The organism is Flavobacterium sp. I-STPP5a, assembly GCF_009764685.1.
In the GTDB taxonomy this organism is placed as follows: Bacteria; Bacteroidota; Bacteroidia; order Flavobacteriales; family Flavobacteriaceae; genus Flavobacterium.
In genome coordinates, this window is the sequence record NZ_VHLM01000077.1 from 1 (window position 1) to 16044 (window position 16044).

The following is a 16044-nucleotide window of genomic DNA, read 5'->3' on the forward strand; positions in this document are numbered from 1 at the left end:
TCGAGTTACTTACTTAATGACTACGATTTGCTTCCAACCCTGATGCGGATGTGAGACTAATCGTTTGAATATATTATCAAAAATAGAATCTTTGTAAATTGACCTGTTCAGTCGATAAAAATATTCATCTAAATATTTTTGGAGATGTTCCTTTTTGACGTGTGATTGAATCGTTCTTATTGCAGTTTTTACCTGATGAATAATAGTGTGCATTTCTTTGAAGTTTTTCCCAGGAACGCTTTTTTCTTGGACGATGTTATAGCTCTTTGCTATTATTTTGTAAGCTGTCCATTGGTCTGTTTTAATATTCGCATCTTTACTTATATGCTCGTCAAATAATGGTTTTATTGACTTTGCAGAATAATCATCAATAACATTTGCATAACCTCTTTTTATCTTTCCTTCATCTGTCAGCTCAACAGCACAAGCAACTTTTGCCTTTTTGCTATCGTAACTTCTACCTTGTTTTCCTGTTTCTTTTCCGCCAACTACAAATTCATCAACTTGTACATTTCCTGTCATTGGATACTGTTTTGAGGACTTCATCGCAAGTCTTACTTTTTGCATAAACAACCAAGAAGTCTTTTGAGTTATTCCATAGCGTTTTGCCGCTTGAGTTGAGGATATTGATTTGGTTGTACAAGTCATTTCAAAGGCAATACAAAATGCTTTTTGAATTCCAAATTTAACTCTATGAAAAAGAGTTCCTGCCGTTGCACTCTCTTTATATCTACATTTGGTACACTCTCTTTTATTGTGTTTTTCAAAATAAACATACTTCGTATTCTCGCAACGTTTACATCTATAGCCGTCTTTCCACTTCTCATTGGCTATAAATTCACGGCAACTTTGGTCGTCTGGGAATGTCTTTATGAACTCTAAAATATTCTCCCCCTGAAATATACTTTCCATATCCTTGTATTTACTATAAATATAAGTGTTTTTTAAGTAAGTAACTCTATAATAAAATAGCCATTTGTTTTATTGATGGAGAGTTCACCGTAAAGCGAATGAAGGTAGAAAAAGATTGTTTGTATCTCATGCCAGAAAACCCAAATTATCCACCCATAAAAGTCACTGAGGAAAACGAACTCATCATTTGGGGTATTGTAACCTACGTGATTAAAAAGCTGTAGTTACGAAAGACTCTTAAATTTTTGGTTCAAAAAAAACGACCTGCATCTATAAAGAGCAGGTCGTTTGTTATAATGTGAGAAAGTGTTAATGTTTTGGAGTAACTCCGTCCTCATTTAATTCTCTGTGGTCGTAATCAGCGATCATTTCGGCTTCATAGTCTACTTTTTCACCTTTAGAAACTCTGTTTATTATTTTCTCCATAATTTGGTAAATTACGGGAACCACAACAAGCGTTAAGAATAAAGACGATATTAATCCACCAATAATTACCCAAGCCAGTCCGTTTTTCCATTCGGCTCCAGCTCCTGATGCTAATGCAATAGGGAACATACCAAAAACCATGGCAATTGTGGTCATCAAAATAGGACGTAGTCTAGCATGATTGGCTTGAATTAAGGCCGTTCTTACTGTTTCACCAGCTTTACGTCTTTGATTGGTATAATCTACAAGCATGATCGCATTTTTACAAACCAGACCAATAAGCATGATGATACCCAAAATGGTAAATATGTTCAGCGTATTATTGGTCAAGGCCAAAGCCAACATTGCTCCAATAAACGAAAGTGGTATGGCAAACAATACTACAAATGGATGCACAAAACTGTCATATAAAGAAACCATAACTAAGTAAACCAAAATAATAGCCGCTAATAATGCAATTCCTAGCGTTCCAAAACCTTCGGACTGGTTTTCTTGATCACCGCCCCAAATGTAATTTACCCCAACAGGTTTTTTAAGCTTATCAATTTTTTCTTGCCATATTCCTACAATAGTACCAGAAGCAACCCCTACGTTTTGACCCTTTACCGTTACCGATGCTGATTTGTCTCTACGTTCTAGTTGGCTTGGTCCTGAACCTTCGGTTACGGTTGCAAATTGATTCAATTTAATTTGCTGACCCATATTGTTTATGAAGATCAAGTTGCTCACATCGGCAATACTTTTTCTGTCAAAAGCGTTGTATTTGATATTGATATCGTATTCGTATTCTCCCGCTCTAAAGCGTCCGTCGGTATTTCCGCTAAACGCCGTTTGCATCGTAATACCTACTGTTTGTAAGCTTAATCCAAGAGCAGCCATTTTATCACGATCTACTTTTACATTCACTTCTGGATTACCGTCTTCTACAGATAATTCAATTTCTGTAGCTCCAGGAATTGTGCGTAATTCTTTTTCGGCTGCTTTTGCAAATTGCATGGCGCTAGCTACATCGGGACCAGTTACAATTAAATTCAAAGTAGCATCTTCGGCAGTACCTAAAATACCAACAGGAACTGTTTTTACCTTGGCACCCACTAAAACTTTTTCTAGTTTACGTTTAGTTTTAGCAGCATATACGCTAGCTGGCTCATCACGTTTGTCTAGACCTACCATTTTGACGTTGATTTCTGATTTGTATGCGGTAGCTTGAGAAGCACCTAGTCCAGTACTGTTTTGACCCACAGTAGTAATTTGACTAAAAACATACTCTTCTTTAGCCAAGAAATCTTCGGCTTTTTGAGTCATAAAGTTGGTTTGTTCTAATGAAGCATCTTTTGGCATTTCTATTTGAACTAAGAACTCCCCACTATCTGATGTAGCAAAAAATTCTCCTCCAATAAATCCGCCTCCTAATAAGCTAATCATCGATCCAAAAAAGAGAACAACTACAATTATTACAGTTTTCCAGTAATGATCTAAACACCATTCTAATAACCCAGAAACCCAATTTGTAAAACGAGTCAAGTAACTTTCAAACCCAAGAATAACTCTTCCGAAAAGGTTTTTACCAGTGATGTGTTCTAATTTTCCGTATCTGGAAGACAACCACGGAATAATAGTAAACGATGCTACTAATGACAATAAGGTTGAGATAATTACCGTAACACAAAATTGTGTGATAATGTTTGAAACTAATCCTGTACTCATTGCGATAGGTAAAAATACCACCACAATTACTAAGGTTATCGATATTACGGTTCCACCAATTTCGGCAGTACCATCATAAGCAGCTCTCACTTTGTTCTTGCCCATTTCCATGTGCCTATAAATATTCTCCAAAACCACAATAGCATCATCTACCAGAATACCTACAACAAGAGACAATCCTAATAAACTCATTAAGTTTAAGGTATAGCCCATCAAATAAATCCCGATAAATGTAGCAATTAAGGATGCAGGAATAGACACCATTACGATCAATGAATTTCTAATACTGTGCAAGAAAAACAACATTACAAGCGCTACAAGAAGTACCGCAATAAGTAAATCATGAACTACTGCATCAGCAGCTTCAAGTGTAAAAATAGTACTGTCTTTGGCTACCTCAAGTTGCAGACCTACTGGTTTGTAATCTGTTTCTAAGAGTGCTAATGTTTTAACTAATTCCTCGCTTACAGCAACAGCATTTGCATCCGATTGTTTAATGATTTGAAGGATGATAGCACTTTTTCTATTTACACGTGCTACTTTTTCCGTAATCTTTTGAGCATCTTGTACATCAGCAATATCGCTTAGACGTACTTGGATGCCGTTTCTAGAAGAAACAATTAGATTTCTTAATTCGTCAACAGTTTTATATTTTCCGGCTAAACGAATTAATATTTTTTGCTCCCGAGTTTGAATGTTTCCGGTAGGGAAATCCAAATTTGAAGATAAAATATTTTGTTGTACCTGCGGAATAGAAAGTCCGTAGGCTTGCATTTTTACGGCGTCAAGATTTACCTGAATTTCTCTTTCTTGTCCACCAATGATGTTTACCTGCGCCACACCTTCAACACGTGAAATAACAGGAGCTAATTTTTTGTCAACAAGATCGTAAAATGCTACTTCGTCCATTTTTCCATTGGCACCAATGGTCATAATTGGTAAATCACTCAAAGAGAATTTTGATAATGAAGGTGTTTCAACATCTTCAGGAAGATTTCCTAAGATAGCATTTATTTTACGTTGTGCATCGTTCATCGAAATATTAACATCGGCCGATGAAGTCAGGGTAATAGAGACCGTAGATAAACTTTCGTACGACTTGGAATCAATTTTTTTGATGTTTTCAAGAGATGCAATCGCATCCTCAATTTTTTTAGTAACGGTATTTTCTACCTCACTAGGCGATGCTCCAGGGTAAATGGTAGCAATAGTAATTACGTTCGTTTCAAATTTTGGGATCAATTCATACCCCAAATTGCTGTAACTGAACAGTCCACCAAGTGTTAGGATTGTAAATAATACAATCACTAACGACGGACGTTTTATGGATATTTCTGCTAATTTCATATGTTTTAGTTTCAGGTTTCAAGTTTCAGGTTTCAAGTTTTGTAACTTTAAACTTTAAAGTTGAAACAAATTTTTAATCTATTTAATAACCTCCACTTTGCTGCCGTCTTGCAAATTGATTTGTCCGGTAACAATTACTTGTTCTCCATCTTCAAGGCCGTTTAATATCTCTACTTTATCACCTAGAATTCTACCAGCAGTAACTGTTTTTAACTTGGCACTTCCATTTTCAATTACAAATATTTGGTTGCTGCTCACACTACCTACAAAAGCATTTCTTGGAACAATTTTTAAGGATTGTTTTTGTTGGTTAGATGCAAAAGCAGCAGTACCATACATTCCAGCTTTTAGGTCTTTGTTCGCATTGTTTGTAATTTCTATTTCTACAGGGAAGTTCAGAGTTTCATCGGCTTTTGCAGCAATGAAAGTTATTTTTCCTGAGAAAGTTTTATCAGGATACACACTAGCAACCACTGTTGTAGCGTTTCCTACTCTTAATCCAGCTACTTGACTTTCATTTACGTTAACTTTCAATTTTAACTTTGATACGTTTACAATATCAAACAATTGTGTTGCAGGCATTCCTGTAATGATGGAACCTACTTCAATGTGTTTTTTATTGATAAACCCACTTATTGGAGCTTTAATTCTAGTGTCACCTACGTTGATGTTGGCTTGTGTCAATTGTGACTTAGCATTTACCATTTGTAGTTTTGCTTGGTCTAATTGTTGCTTGGTTATTCCACCGGTTTTAAACGCATTTTCAAATCGGTTGTAATCAGCCACTGCGTTTTGATAGATAGCGTTTGCGTTTTGAGCATTCACATTCACTACATCACTGCGTACAATAGCAAGAGTTTGTCCTACGCTCACGTAATCACCTTCTTTTGCAAGTATCTTAGTGATTTTGCCTGACTTTTCTGCTGAGAATTTTAATTCTTGTACTGGTTCAAAATTTCCGTTAGAAACAAAGTCAAGAGATACATCTTCTGTTTTAACAACATCTGTTCTTACGGATATAGTTGCATTTTTCTCAGCTACAATTGCAGTTTTAGCCTCGTTCTCTTTTTTGTTATTGGTAAGTACGTAAGTAATAATTCCTAAAGAGGCAGCAATTACAACTACGGTTATGATAATTTTTTTCATTTTGATTATTTATTGGTTAATGTTTTAAGTTCTCCTTTTGCTTTTATTAATTGTATTTCGGCTAATTTGTAATCTAATAGCGCTGATGTATAATTGTTTTGAGCAACAACCAGTTCGCTTTCTGCTTCAAGTAAATCAGTTAATGATGCAAGACCTTGTGCATAGTTGTTGTTGGTATTAGTCAAAACCTCTTGCGCTAGTTTTGCGTTTTCTTTTTGATTGTTGATCGATACAATACTATTCTCGATTTGCGTATTTGCATTACTGTATTGTAAATCCAATGCCAGTTTTGTTTCCTCCAAATCTACTTTTATTGAAGCAAGTTTGTTATTAGCTTGGCTTACTCTTGCTTTTGTTCCAAATCCTGAAAAGATAGGTATACGTAAATTCAGTCCTACTGAAGCAAAGTCTGACCAATAAACTCCATCTGATGGTTTCTTGAACCAAGGCATCTCTGGACCTTGACCAATGAAGTTATACCCACCCGTAAGTGATAAACTTGGGTAATAAGCTGCCTCTATAGATTTTTTTTGGTATTCCAATAATTGTTCGTTCTTTTTAAGTAACAAATATTCAGTTCTTGTTGTTGTATCTGGAGTAAGTGAAAGTGCGCTTGGAGTAATCTCAAATTCTGTTTGTGGAATAGAAATACGAGTATCTACAGGTAAACCCATAAAAAATTTCAAAGCGTTTTCTTGCAGTGTAACAGCGTTCAGAGTTTGTTGACGTAGTGTATTGATGTTTGAGATACGAACTAGCGTTCTGTCTAAATCAATTTTTTTAGCCAGTCCGTTATCATATTGTCCTTGAATGATGTCCTTAACTTTTGTGGTGTTTTTAAGGTTGTTATCAAGTACAGTTAAGTTTTGACGCGTTACATAAACTTGGTAGTATGCATTTGCTACGCGCTCTATAACTTGCTCTTCAGTTAATTGTGCGTTTATTTGGTAAAACTCACGAGTTGATTTTGCCGCCTTCAAGCCTATAAATACGGCTTGGTCATACAAAGCTTGATTAAGAGAAACTCCTGCAGTTGAGCTCCATTTTTGACCAAAAGCAGCTTGAATTGTAGTTCCAGGTTGGCCGAATCCAGCTCCGTCAATTACAGTAGTTTGTAAAATTGGGTTGTAATTTAAGCTACCATTTGCTGCAATTTGAGGCAAAGCCCTTGAACGAACTTCTTGAATTTCGTATTCCCCTCTTTCTACTTGTAATCTTGCTTTTTTTGCATCGGCTTTGTTTTCAAGTGCATACGTAATAGCATCTTTTAAGGTAAGGCTTTTTAGTTCTTGTGCATTGATGCTTAAGGAAAGCAGCACGGTCATTAGTATAATTGTTTTTTTCATTTTATAAGCTTGATTTGATTAAATTTTTCTCTAGTTCCAGTATGCCCTTGTTTGTTGCCATGGCTCTGGTATGGTATTCTAGCGCTTCCATTTCAAGCGCGAAGGCTTCTCTTTCGGACCGAATATTTTCGTTAATTGAAAAAATTAAAGTGTAGTAAAACTTGATGTAAGCATCTATATTTAAGTCATCTCGGTATAAACCTTCTGCTATTCCTTTTTCAATGTTTTTCCTAAAACAGGACTCGCATATTTCTACTTGATCAGATAATACTTTTTGATACACTTCTGGGTAGTGTTTTTTTAATTGGTATACCGGCGAAGTATCAGTGGTTTTGAACATATCATCAAACATTCGTCTAATTTCAAAATTCTCTTCTATGGCATTAAAATCTTGTGAGGTTATCGTGTTTATAATCGTGTTTACTTCAGTATGAATTACTTGAACACTCTCTTCGATAAGTAACTCTTTGTTAGCGAAATATTTGTAGATTGTTTTTTTTGAAATACACATTTCGCCTGCGATATCATCCATAGTGATGCTCTTGAAACCCAGTTTCAAAAACATGTCCTTAGCTTTTGATATTATTTTTTCCTTCATTTTTTTAACTTTTTGCATTGCGCCAGTCGCATTGGGATGTATTTCCCCATTGGTTTATTTTTTATACCGTGAATTCTAAGTTTGCAATTAATTTTAATTCTTTGTTGTTATATGCTACGCCATAAGTGCTAAGTGGATTTTCAGAAATATTGAAATCTTTTCTGTTTATTTTGCCAGTAATTTCAAAAGCAGCTTTTTTATCACCATTGTAGGCATTGAATCCTATAAACTCTGCATCAAGTTCTACCGCTTTTGTAACATTTTGTATGGTTAAATTTCCTTTTAAGAAATTGATATTGTTTGTAATTTTTTCAAATGATGTTGATTGAAAACGAATTATTGGGTATTGATTAACATCAAATAAATCATTCATATTTTGATGTTTTTTCGCCGTATGTAGTGGTTTTTTTTTATTGTTGACATCAAGTAAAAAAGCTATTGATGCATCTTCGATGGTATTGTTTTCAATGTCAATATAGCCGTCAAACGTATTGGTTCCTCCAGCAAGATAGGCTATAACATTGTGTTTCGTTTTTATTAAAACATCCGACTGCGTTCCGTCAAGTCTCCAAGTTGTTTTCATGAGGTGGTTCGTAATTAAGTATGATCTATAGAAATGATTTGTTCAAAATTAACTTTGATGGTAGTTAAATTTCTTTGCAAATATAGATAGGAAACTTTGAATACCAAATAAGTTTCCTTGGTATTTACATTTATTTAACATTTGAGGAACTTTAACATTGGCGGAATTTTCAAGTTTTTTGAGTTTCTTTGTATTCAAAAGTTTTGTAGTCAAGGCAAAAACAAACTTTAATTTTCTTAAAATAAAAAAATAACAATGCACAATATCGTTCAGTATCAAGAGTTCCTTTCTGCTTATTTACATTCTCAATATGAAACCAAAGAACCTAAAAACTTATATGAGCCTATACATTATATTTTAGATCTTGGTGGTAAAAGAATGCGTCCGGTACTGACTTTGATGAGTGCTGAGATATTTGATGCCGATTATAAAAAAGCGCTTCCAGCAGCCTTAGCGGTTGAGGTTTTTCATAATTTCTCTTTGGTACATGATGATATTATGGATGATGCCCCGTTGCGTAGAGGTCATGAAACGGTGCATGAAAAATGGAATATCAATACTGGGATCTTGTCTGGTGATGCAATGTTAATTCTTGCATATCAGTATTTTGAGCAATACGAGCCGTTAATTTTTAGAGATTTAGCCAAGTTATTTAGCAAAACAGCTCTTGAAGTTTGTGAAGGGCAACAATGGGATGTTGATTTTGAAGATCGTACAGATGTTACTATTTCTGAATATTTAAAAATGATTCAGTACAAAACAGCTGTTTTAGTGGCAGCAGCTATGAAAATGGGTGCTATCATTGCAGAAACCTCAGTAGAGAATGCAAATTTAATTTATGATTTTGGTCTTAACTTAGGATTGGCTTTTCAATTGCAAGATGATTTCTTAGACGCTTTTGGAAACCCAGAAACTTTTGGAAAACAAGTAGGAGGAGATATCATTGAAAACAAAAAAACCTATCTATACCTTAAAGCAGTTGCTTTTTCAAATGAAAAAGAAGCGCAGGAATTGAAAAGTTTATTTTCAATTCAACCAGAAGATAGCACTGATAAGATTGAACGTGTAAAGGCACTTTTTAATAGTTCTGGTGCTTCAAAAGCTACTCAGGATGCGATACAGGAATTTACGTTTAAGGCGTTTCAAACGCTGGACAAAATGAACATTAGTGCAGAGAAAAAGCAAATGTTAAGAGCCTTTGGTGAAAACCTAATGGGAAGGAAAGTATAATTCAAATTCAAAAACAATTTTAAATTTCAATAGCATTGTTGATATTGAAAATTGATAATTGTTATTTAAAAAGAAGTAAATTATACATAATAGCAATATTGAAAGTTAATTTTAATATTGTTATTGAAATTTTTAAAAATATGTTTGTAGCGCCTAAAAACACCGATTTACTACTTTCTGAAGCAGAAGGCGACAATTTGTATTTAAAATTAGTAGAACAATTGAACAAGGATTTTAATTTAGCTAATGAAGCTATAGATTTTCCGTTGAGTACCTCTCCAGCTGAATTGAAGTTGCAATTACATGAAAAAATCTACCGACTCATTCAATACAAGTTTGCTGAATACCTCAATTTACTTTATATCATTGATGTCTCCGAAGATGAAATTAAAAAACTCGACGGATCAGATTTGGTAATTCTAGCGGAACAAGTTGCTTTCTTAATTCTAAAAAGAGAATGGCAAAAAGTATGGTTTAAAAACAAATACAAATAAGCTTTAAAAGCAAAGGTTTAAGTAAATTCAAACTAAAAATAAAACCTCACAAAAGGCATAAAACGGCTTCCGTAAATATTGTTTTCATCTTGAAGTACATTGTAGCGCACACCCATAGTCGCACCTCCCGAGCGATAACCTGCTCCCACGAATAGACCTGTGTTCCAGAAACTTTGAGAATTGCTATTAGATCCGTCTAAGTTTACGTTTACTCTAAGTTGTTCTAATTCTGCAGAAAGCTGGATTTCTGGTAACGGATTTAATAACCCGATAACGCTTCCTCCGTATAGGTGTGAGGCAAAACTGTTTTGTTGCTTCAAGTATTTATACTGCAAACCAAGTCCTATAGATCCATATTCATTTATATTGTAGATGGCACTTGGAGCTAAAGAAATATCTGTAAACCCCGATCCGAAGCCAAGACCTATTCCGCCACCAAATTGTACTTTATCCCAAAATTGTGTGGGATGATTGATATCAGAATTGTTTTCTTGTGCTGGTGTTTCATTTAAAAAAAACAAGGCAAATAATACAAAAAGGTTTCTAAAACGATTGAAAAAACATTTCATAGCTATAAGTTTTTAGTTTTTTAACAATATTGAACGTAAAAGTATCTTAAAATAAATTATAAATTTATTGTATTATCGTACTTTTGCCAAACTATTTTAACAAAAAAGTATATTCACTACATATTATGGATAGGTTTTCATTTTTAAACGCAGCACATACCGAATTTTTTGCACAGTTATACGATCAATATTTAGAGAATCCAGATAGCGTGGAGCCAAGTTGGAGAAGTTTTTTTCAAGGTTTTGACTTTGGGATGACAACTTACAATGAGGAAAATCCAGTAGCACAGTTGGCAAATTTTGCCTCGACAAATACTGATGTAAGTTTAGTTTCGGATAAACTACAAAAAGAATTTAATGTTCTTAAACTGATAGATGGATACCGTACCAGAGGTCATTTGTTTACAAAAACAAACCCAGTAAGAGAAAGACGTACTGCATCGCCTACTCTTGATATTACTAATTTTGGCTTGTCAGTTGCAGATTTAAATACTGTTTTTGATGCTGCAAAAGCAATCAATATTCAGCCGTGTACGCTTCAAGAAATTGTAACACACTTAGATACTATTTACTGCCAGCACATAGGTATTGAGTATATGTACATTCGTAAACCTGAGGTTGTAGAGTGGATCCAGAAAAAATTAGGGGTTAATGATAATCAACCTAAGTTTTCTGCAGAGGAGAAAAAAGTAATTTTAAATAAATTAAACCAAGCTGTTTCTTTTGAAAACTTTTTGCACACAAAATATGTGGGGCAAAAACGTTTTTCACTTGAAGGTGGAGAATCAGTTATACCAGCACTTGATGCGCTTATCGAGAGAGCAGCAGAGAAAGGTGTTGAGCAGTTTGTAATGGGAATGGCTCACCGTGGTAGATTGAATGTCTTGGCTAATATTTTTGGAAAATCTACTCAAGATATCTTTAGTGAATTTGACGGTAAGGATTATGATCAAGAGTATTTTGATGGAGATGTTAAATACCATTTGGGTTTAACTGCTGATAAAGTTACCAGATCAGGGAAAAAAATAAACATCAATTTAGCTCCAAATCCTTCTCACTTGGAGACTGTAGGAGCAGTTATTGAAGGAATTACGCGTGCCAAACAAGATAAATATTTTCCAGAGGATTTCTCTAAAGTACTGCCTATTGCTGTTCACGGTGATGCGGCCATTGCAGGACAAGGAATTTTGTATGAAATTGTTCAAATGGCACAACTGGACGGATACAAAACAGGCGGAACCATTCATATTGTTATCAACAATCAAGTAGGTTTCACCACAAATTATCTTGATGCCCGTTCATCTACGTATTGTACCGATGTTGCCAAGGTTACACTTTCTCCAGTATTGCATGTAAATGCTGATGATGCAGAGTCTGTTGTGCATGCTATGCAGTTTGCATTAGATTTCCGTATGCAGTTTGGGTGTGATGTATTCATTGATTTACTAGGATATAGAAAATATGGGCATAATGAAGGTGACGAACCTCGTTTTACACAACCCGTTTTGTATAAAATTATTGCAAAGCACAAAAATCCTAGAGATTTATACGCTGAAAAATTACTATCAGAAGGAGTTATTACTGCTGATTTAGTAAAAACATTAGAAAAAGAATACAAAGACGATCTAGATCAAAACTTAGAAGCTTCTCGTAAAAAAGATTTAACAATCATTACCCCTTTCATGCAAAATGAATGGGATGGATACGAGCAGGTTTCTAATGATGTGATGCTGCAAAAAGTGGATACAAAGGTTGATAAAACAACTTTAGACTCTATTATTACAACGGTATCAAGTTTGCCAACAGATAAAAAATTCCTTAACAAAATCACAAAAATTGTTACTGATAGAAAAACAGTCTATGATAACAATACCATTGACTGGGGAACTGCAGAGACTCTTGCATATGGATCATTATTGACAGAGGGTTATGATATTCGAATTTCAGGGCAAGACGTTGAGCGAGGTACTTTTTCACACCGTCATGCAGTAGTAAAAGTGGAGGATTCAGAGGAAGAAGTAATTTTATTGGATCACATCCAAAACAAAAAAGGAAACTTCCGTATTTTTAATTCCTTCCTTTCGGAATACGGGGTACTTGGTTTTGATTACGGGTATGCACTAGCAAATCCTAATGCACTTACCATTTGGGAAGCACAATTTGGGGATTTCTCCAATGGAGCTCAAATCATGATTGACCAATACATTTCATGTGGCGAAGACAAATGGAACAACCAGAACGGTATTGTTTTATTGTTGCCTCACGGATATGAAGGGCAAGGAGCAGAGCACTCATCAGCAAGAATGGAGCGTTATTTACAACTTTGCGCGCGTCACAACATGTACGTTGCCGATTGTACTACGCCAGCCAACTTTTTTCACTTGTTGAGAAGACAAATGAAAACCAATTTCCGTAAGCCGCTAGTTGTGTTTTCACCAAAAAGTTTATTGCGTGATCCAAGATGTGTTTCTACAGTTGAGGAATTAGCCAATGGAGAATTTCAAGAAACTATAGATGACGCTACAGTAAACAAAGCAGAAGTTAAAACCCTAGTATTCTGTACGGGTAAATTTTACTATGATATTGTAGCCGAAAGAACCAACAACGGTCGTAATGATGTAGCTGTAGTTCGTGTGGAGCAATTGTTTCCATTACCGGTTGACCAACTTAAAGCGATAATTGCACAGTATCCTAATGCAGATGATTATGTTTGGGCACAAGAAGAACCTAAGAACATGGGAGCTTACAGTTATATGTTGGTGAATTTTGATTTGGTAAAATGGAGATTAGCATCTCTAAAAGCTTATGCGGCACCAGCAGCAGGAAGTTACACCAGAGCAAAAAGACGTCACGCTGATGCAATTAGAATGGTATTTGACAAAAATTTATTTAGATAAAAAATAGTTTAAAGTTTAAGGTTTAAAGCTACTCTTGGGTGACTTTGAACTTTAAACAATTCACACCTTAAACAATAACAAAGATGATTTTAGAAATGAAAGTCCCTTCGCCAGGGGAATCTATAAAAGAAGTTGAAATTGCAACTTGGTTAGTAAAAGATGGAGATTATGTAGAAAAAGACCAAGCAATTGCTGAGGTTGATTCAGATAAAGCAACACTTGAATTACCAGCTGAAGCTAGCGGAATCATTACATTAAAAGCAGAAGAAGGTGATGCTGTAGCAGTAGGAGCAGTAGTTTGTTTGATCGATACAAGTGCTGCAAAACCATCAGGCGATGCACCAGCGGCAGCAGTTGATCCCGAGACTTCGGGACCAAAAGCAGTTGTAGAAACTGTAGCTCCAAAAGCGGAACCAGTGGCACAAACACCACCATCAGCAGCTGAAGGACATGCATCTCCAGCAGCAAGAAAAATATTAGACGAAAAAAATATAGCGCCAACCACTGTCTCTGGTACAGGTAAAGGCGGAAGAATTACAAAAGAAGATGCTGTAAATGCAGTGCCATCAATGGGAACTCCTACTGGAGGATCTAGAGGTACAGAGCGTACAAAGTTGTCTATGTTGCGTCGTAAAGTGGCAGAAAGATTAGTTGCCGCTAAAAACGAAACAGCCATGTTGACTACTTTTAATGAAGTAAACATGACGCCAATCAACTTGATTCGAAATGAATATAAGGATGTTTTCAAAGCAAAACATGGTGGAGTAGGATTAGGTTACATGTCATTTTTTACAAAAGCAGTAACAAGAGCATTACAATTATATCCAGATGTTAACTCTATGATGGATGGCGATCATAAGATTGCTTTTGATTTTTGCGATATTTCAATTGCAGTTTCTGGACCAAAAGGATTAATGGTTCCTGTGGTTCGTAATGCAGAGAACTTGACTTTCCGTGGAGTTGAAGCTGATATTAAAAGATTAGCAATCAAAGCGCGTGATGGTCAAATTACAGTAGATGATATGACTGGTGGAACGTTCACAATTACTAACGGAGGTGTTTTTGGAAGTATGTTGAGTACGCCAATTATCAATCCTCCACAATCAGGGATTCTAGGAATGCACAACATTATTGAGCGTCCAATTGCTGTAAATGGTAAAGTTGAAATTCACCCAATGATGTATGTGGCACTTTCTTATGACCACAGAATTATTGATGGTCGTGAGTCTGTTGGTTTCTTAGTAGCAGTAAAAGAAGCTTTAGAAAACCCAATGGAATTATTGATGGATAACAATCCTAAAAAAGCTTTGGAATTGTAGTAATAAAGCTATTCTAATTCAATATACCCCTTTTAGGAAACTAAAAGGGGTTTTTTTATTTCAACAAATACAAACAATTGTTAAAGTAGTCAATGATTCCTTTTCCTTTCATCAAGATATCAGCACCTATTATTCCGTGAACGGGTTTGGCTTTGTGGGCCAATAAAGCCGTGTTTACGTGTGATAAATCAAAAATAACCAGATTGAAATGGTTGTCTTTCCATGTACCTAATTGAAGTTTGTTTTTTAATGCCAGTTGGGTTTCCATTCCGGTGGCGCCAGCTCCAGAGGCTTTAGTCTCTGAGTTCTTAGGTTGCAATTGAAAGACTTCTATGCTTTCAAAACCTATGCAGCTGTTTGAGGCACCAGTATCTAAAATAAAATTCCCTTTTATCCCGTTGATTTTTGCTTTTATCAACAAGTGCTGCGTTTTCATAATCTTGAATGGGATTTTCTTGTAGCTTACTTTTTTGAGAATTTTATCTAAGTTTTTCATAGTTTCTGTTGGGATTTTGAATCTTTATTTTGCGATAAAAAGTCGTTGAAATTAACATCTTGATAGTTTATAGGTATGGGAAACTACGTCTAATAATCGTAATTTTGCATCTCAAACCTGAAAAAATACACTTGGAAACAAATATAGTCATCACTGACACACATACACACCTTTATGCCGAAGATTTTGATCAAGATAGAGACCAAATGATTCAACGAGCCATTGATGCTGGTGTTTCGCGTTTTTTTATTCCTGCTATAGATTCTACATGTACGCAATCTATGTATGATTTAGAACAGAATTACCCGGATCATATCTTTTTAATGATGGGTTTGCATCCTACTTATGTTAAAGAAAATTATGAGCAAGAATTACAACATGTTGCAGACGAGCTCTCAAAACGAAAGTTTTATGCTATTGGCGAAATAGGGATTGATCTGTATTGGGATAAAACTCATTTACCACAGCAGCAAATTGCTTTTAGAAAACAAATACAACTTGCAAAAGAGTACAAACTCCCTATTGTGATTCATTGTCGCGAAGCTTTTGACGAAATATTCGAAATTTTGGAGGAAGAAAAATCTCCAGAATTATTTGGTATTTTCCATTGTTTTTCGGGAAGTTATGCACAAGCATTACAGGCTATCTCGTATAACATGAAATTAGGAATTGGAGGTGTAGCTACTTTTAAGAACGGAAAAATAGATCAGTTTTTAAATCAAATTGACCTTGAGCATATTGTTCTAGAAACCGATTCTCCTTATTTAGCACCCGTACCGTATAGAGGAAAAAGAAATGAGAGCAGTTATATTGTAAGCGTTGTAGAAAAGTTATCTCAACTTTATGGCCTTTCGGCAAATGAAATAGCGGCGGTAACTACCGCAAATTCTAAAGCTATTTTTGGGATTTAAACTAGATTTTACCTTATTTTAATATTTTTTTTGTTCATTTGCCCACACAAAAATTGAGAACCA

At 35.2% G+C, this 16044-nt stretch carries 13 protein-coding genes and 1 pseudogene; 6 read left to right on the top strand and 8 right to left on the bottom strand.

The annotated features are described in order from the left end of the window. Positions 1-9 precede the first annotated feature (9 nt). A complete protein-coding gene (locus FJV36_RS14065) occupies positions 10-912 on the bottom strand; it encodes an IS1595 family transposase (RefSeq protein ID WP_158728025.1) in 903 nt (300 codons plus the stop codon). 50 nt (positions 913-962) lie between these two features. Here FJV36_RS14065 and FJV36_RS14070 point away from each other — a divergent pair. Continuing rightward, positions 963-1136, top strand: a pseudogene (locus tag FJV36_RS14070) (LexA family protein); the annotation flags it as partial. An 85-nt stretch (positions 1137-1221) separates the two neighbouring features. Here the strand turns inward: FJV36_RS14070 and FJV36_RS14075 are convergent. The 5 genes from FJV36_RS14075 to FJV36_RS14095 form a co-directional block, all read right to left on the bottom strand. Then, positions 1222-4392 (bottom strand): efflux RND transporter permease subunit, encoded by a 3171-nt coding sequence (locus FJV36_RS14075; protein ID WP_158728656.1) that lies wholly within the window; start codon positions 4390-4392, stop codon positions 1222-1224. A gap of 78 nt (positions 4393-4470) precedes the next feature. Then, entirely contained in the window at positions 4471-5538 is a 1068-nt protein-coding gene (locus FJV36_RS14080) for an efflux RND transporter periplasmic adaptor subunit (protein WP_158728655.1), read from the bottom strand. A gap of 5 nt (positions 5539-5543) precedes the next feature. Continuing rightward, positions 5544-6884: a TolC family protein gene (locus tag FJV36_RS14085; protein ID WP_158728654.1), complete on the bottom strand. Its 1341-nt coding sequence runs from the start codon at positions 6882-6884 to the stop codon at positions 5544-5546. 1 nt (position 6885) lies between these two features. Continuing rightward, positions 6886-7482 carry a TetR/AcrR family transcriptional regulator gene (locus FJV36_RS14090; protein WP_158728653.1) on the bottom strand — a complete coding sequence of 199 codons (597 nt, stop codon included), beginning with the start codon at positions 7480-7482 and terminating at the stop codon, positions 6886-6888. Positions 7483-7543: 61 nt separating this feature from the next. Continuing rightward, the gene (locus tag FJV36_RS14095) at positions 7544-8065 is read right to left on the bottom strand and encodes a YceI family protein (RefSeq protein ID WP_158728652.1); all 522 of its coding nucleotides are present in this window, start codon (positions 8063-8065) and stop codon (positions 7544-7546) included. A gap of 255 nt (positions 8066-8320) precedes the next feature. Here FJV36_RS14095 and FJV36_RS14100 point away from each other — a divergent pair, with 255 nt between their 5' ends. Further along, on the top strand, positions 8321-9295 hold the full coding sequence (locus tag FJV36_RS14100; protein WP_158728651.1) for a polyprenyl synthetase family protein: 975 nt from the start codon (positions 8321-8323) through the stop codon (positions 9293-9295). Positions 9296-9435: 140 nt separating this feature from the next. Next, entirely contained in the window at positions 9436-9789 is a 354-nt protein-coding gene (locus tag FJV36_RS14105; protein WP_158728650.1) for a hypothetical protein, read from the top strand. A gap of 32 nt (positions 9790-9821) precedes the next feature. Here the strand turns inward: FJV36_RS14105 and FJV36_RS14110 are convergent, their stop codons facing one another. Then, the gene (locus FJV36_RS14110; protein WP_158728649.1) at positions 9822-10358 is read right to left on the bottom strand and encodes a hypothetical protein; all 537 of its coding nucleotides are present in this window, start codon (positions 10356-10358) and stop codon (positions 9822-9824) included. A gap of 125 nt (positions 10359-10483) precedes the next feature. Here FJV36_RS14110 and FJV36_RS14115 point away from each other — a divergent pair, with 125 nt between their 5' ends. Together FJV36_RS14115 and odhB are read left to right on the top strand one after the other, a co-directional pair. Continuing rightward, positions 10484-13255, top strand: coding sequence for a 2-oxoglutarate dehydrogenase E1 component (locus FJV36_RS14115; protein ID WP_158728648.1), 2772 nt, complete (start codon positions 10484-10486; stop codon positions 13253-13255). Positions 13256-13338: 83 nt separating this feature from the next. Next, positions 13339-14574 (top strand): 2-oxoglutarate dehydrogenase complex dihydrolipoyllysine-residue succinyltransferase, encoded by a 1236-nt coding sequence (gene odhB / locus FJV36_RS14120; RefSeq protein ID WP_158728647.1) that lies wholly within the window; start codon positions 13339-13341, stop codon positions 14572-14574. Between the two features lie 55 nt (positions 14575-14629). On the opposite strand, the gene FJV36_RS14125 is transcribed toward odhB, so the two are convergent. Further along, entirely contained in the window at positions 14630-15070 is a 441-nt protein-coding gene (locus FJV36_RS14125; protein ID WP_086454080.1) for a retropepsin-like aspartic protease, read from the bottom strand. 143 nt (positions 15071-15213) lie between these two features. On the opposite strand from FJV36_RS14125, the gene FJV36_RS14130 reads away from it, so the two are divergent. Next, complete coding sequence (locus tag FJV36_RS14130) at positions 15214-15981, top strand: TatD family hydrolase (protein WP_158728659.1); 768 nt, start codon at positions 15214-15216, stop codon at positions 15979-15981. Positions 15982-16044 lie beyond the last annotated feature (63 nt).

Bases quoted from the DNA above. Each gene is read 5' to 3' on its own strand.
- FJV36_RS14100 (WP_158728651.1), top strand. From the start codon at position 8,321: ATGCACAATATCGTTCAGTATCAAGAGTTCCTTTCTGCTTATTTACAT.
- FJV36_RS14115 (WP_158728648.1), top strand. From the start codon at position 10,484: ATGGATAGGTTTTCATTTTTAAACGCAGCACATACCGAATTTTTTGCA.
- FJV36_RS14105 (WP_158728650.1), top strand. From the start codon at position 9,436: ATGTTTGTAGCGCCTAAAAACACCGATTTACTACTTTCTGAAGCAGAA.
- odhB (WP_158728647.1), top strand. From the start codon at position 13,339: ATGATTTTAGAAATGAAAGTCCCTTCGCCAGGGGAATCTATAAAAGAA.
- FJV36_RS14125 (WP_086454080.1), bottom strand. From the start codon at position 15,070: ATGAAAAACTTAGATAAAATTCTCAAAAAAGTAAGCTACAAGAAAATC.
- FJV36_RS14085 (WP_158728654.1), bottom strand. From the start codon at position 6,884: ATGAAAAAAACAATTATACTAATGACCGTGCTGCTTTCCTTAAGCATC.
- FJV36_RS14080 (WP_158728655.1), bottom strand. From the start codon at position 5,538: ATGAAAAAAATTATCATAACCGTAGTTGTAATTGCTGCCTCTTTAGGA.
- FJV36_RS14065 (WP_158728025.1), bottom strand. From the start codon at position 912: ATGGAAAGTATATTTCAGGGGGAGAATATTTTAGAGTTCATAAAGACA.
- FJV36_RS14075 (WP_158728656.1), bottom strand. From the start codon at position 4,392: ATGAAATTAGCAGAAATATCCATAAAACGTCCGTCGTTAGTGATTGTA.
- FJV36_RS14090 (WP_158728653.1), bottom strand. From the start codon at position 7,482: ATGAAGGAAAAAATAATATCAAAAGCTAAGGACATGTTTTTGAAACTG.
- FJV36_RS14110 (WP_158728649.1), bottom strand. From the start codon at position 10,358: ATGAAATGTTTTTTCAATCGTTTTAGAAACCTTTTTGTATTATTTGCC.
- FJV36_RS14095 (WP_158728652.1), bottom strand. From the start codon at position 8,065: ATGAAAACAACTTGGAGACTTGACGGAACGCAGTCGGATGTTTTAATA.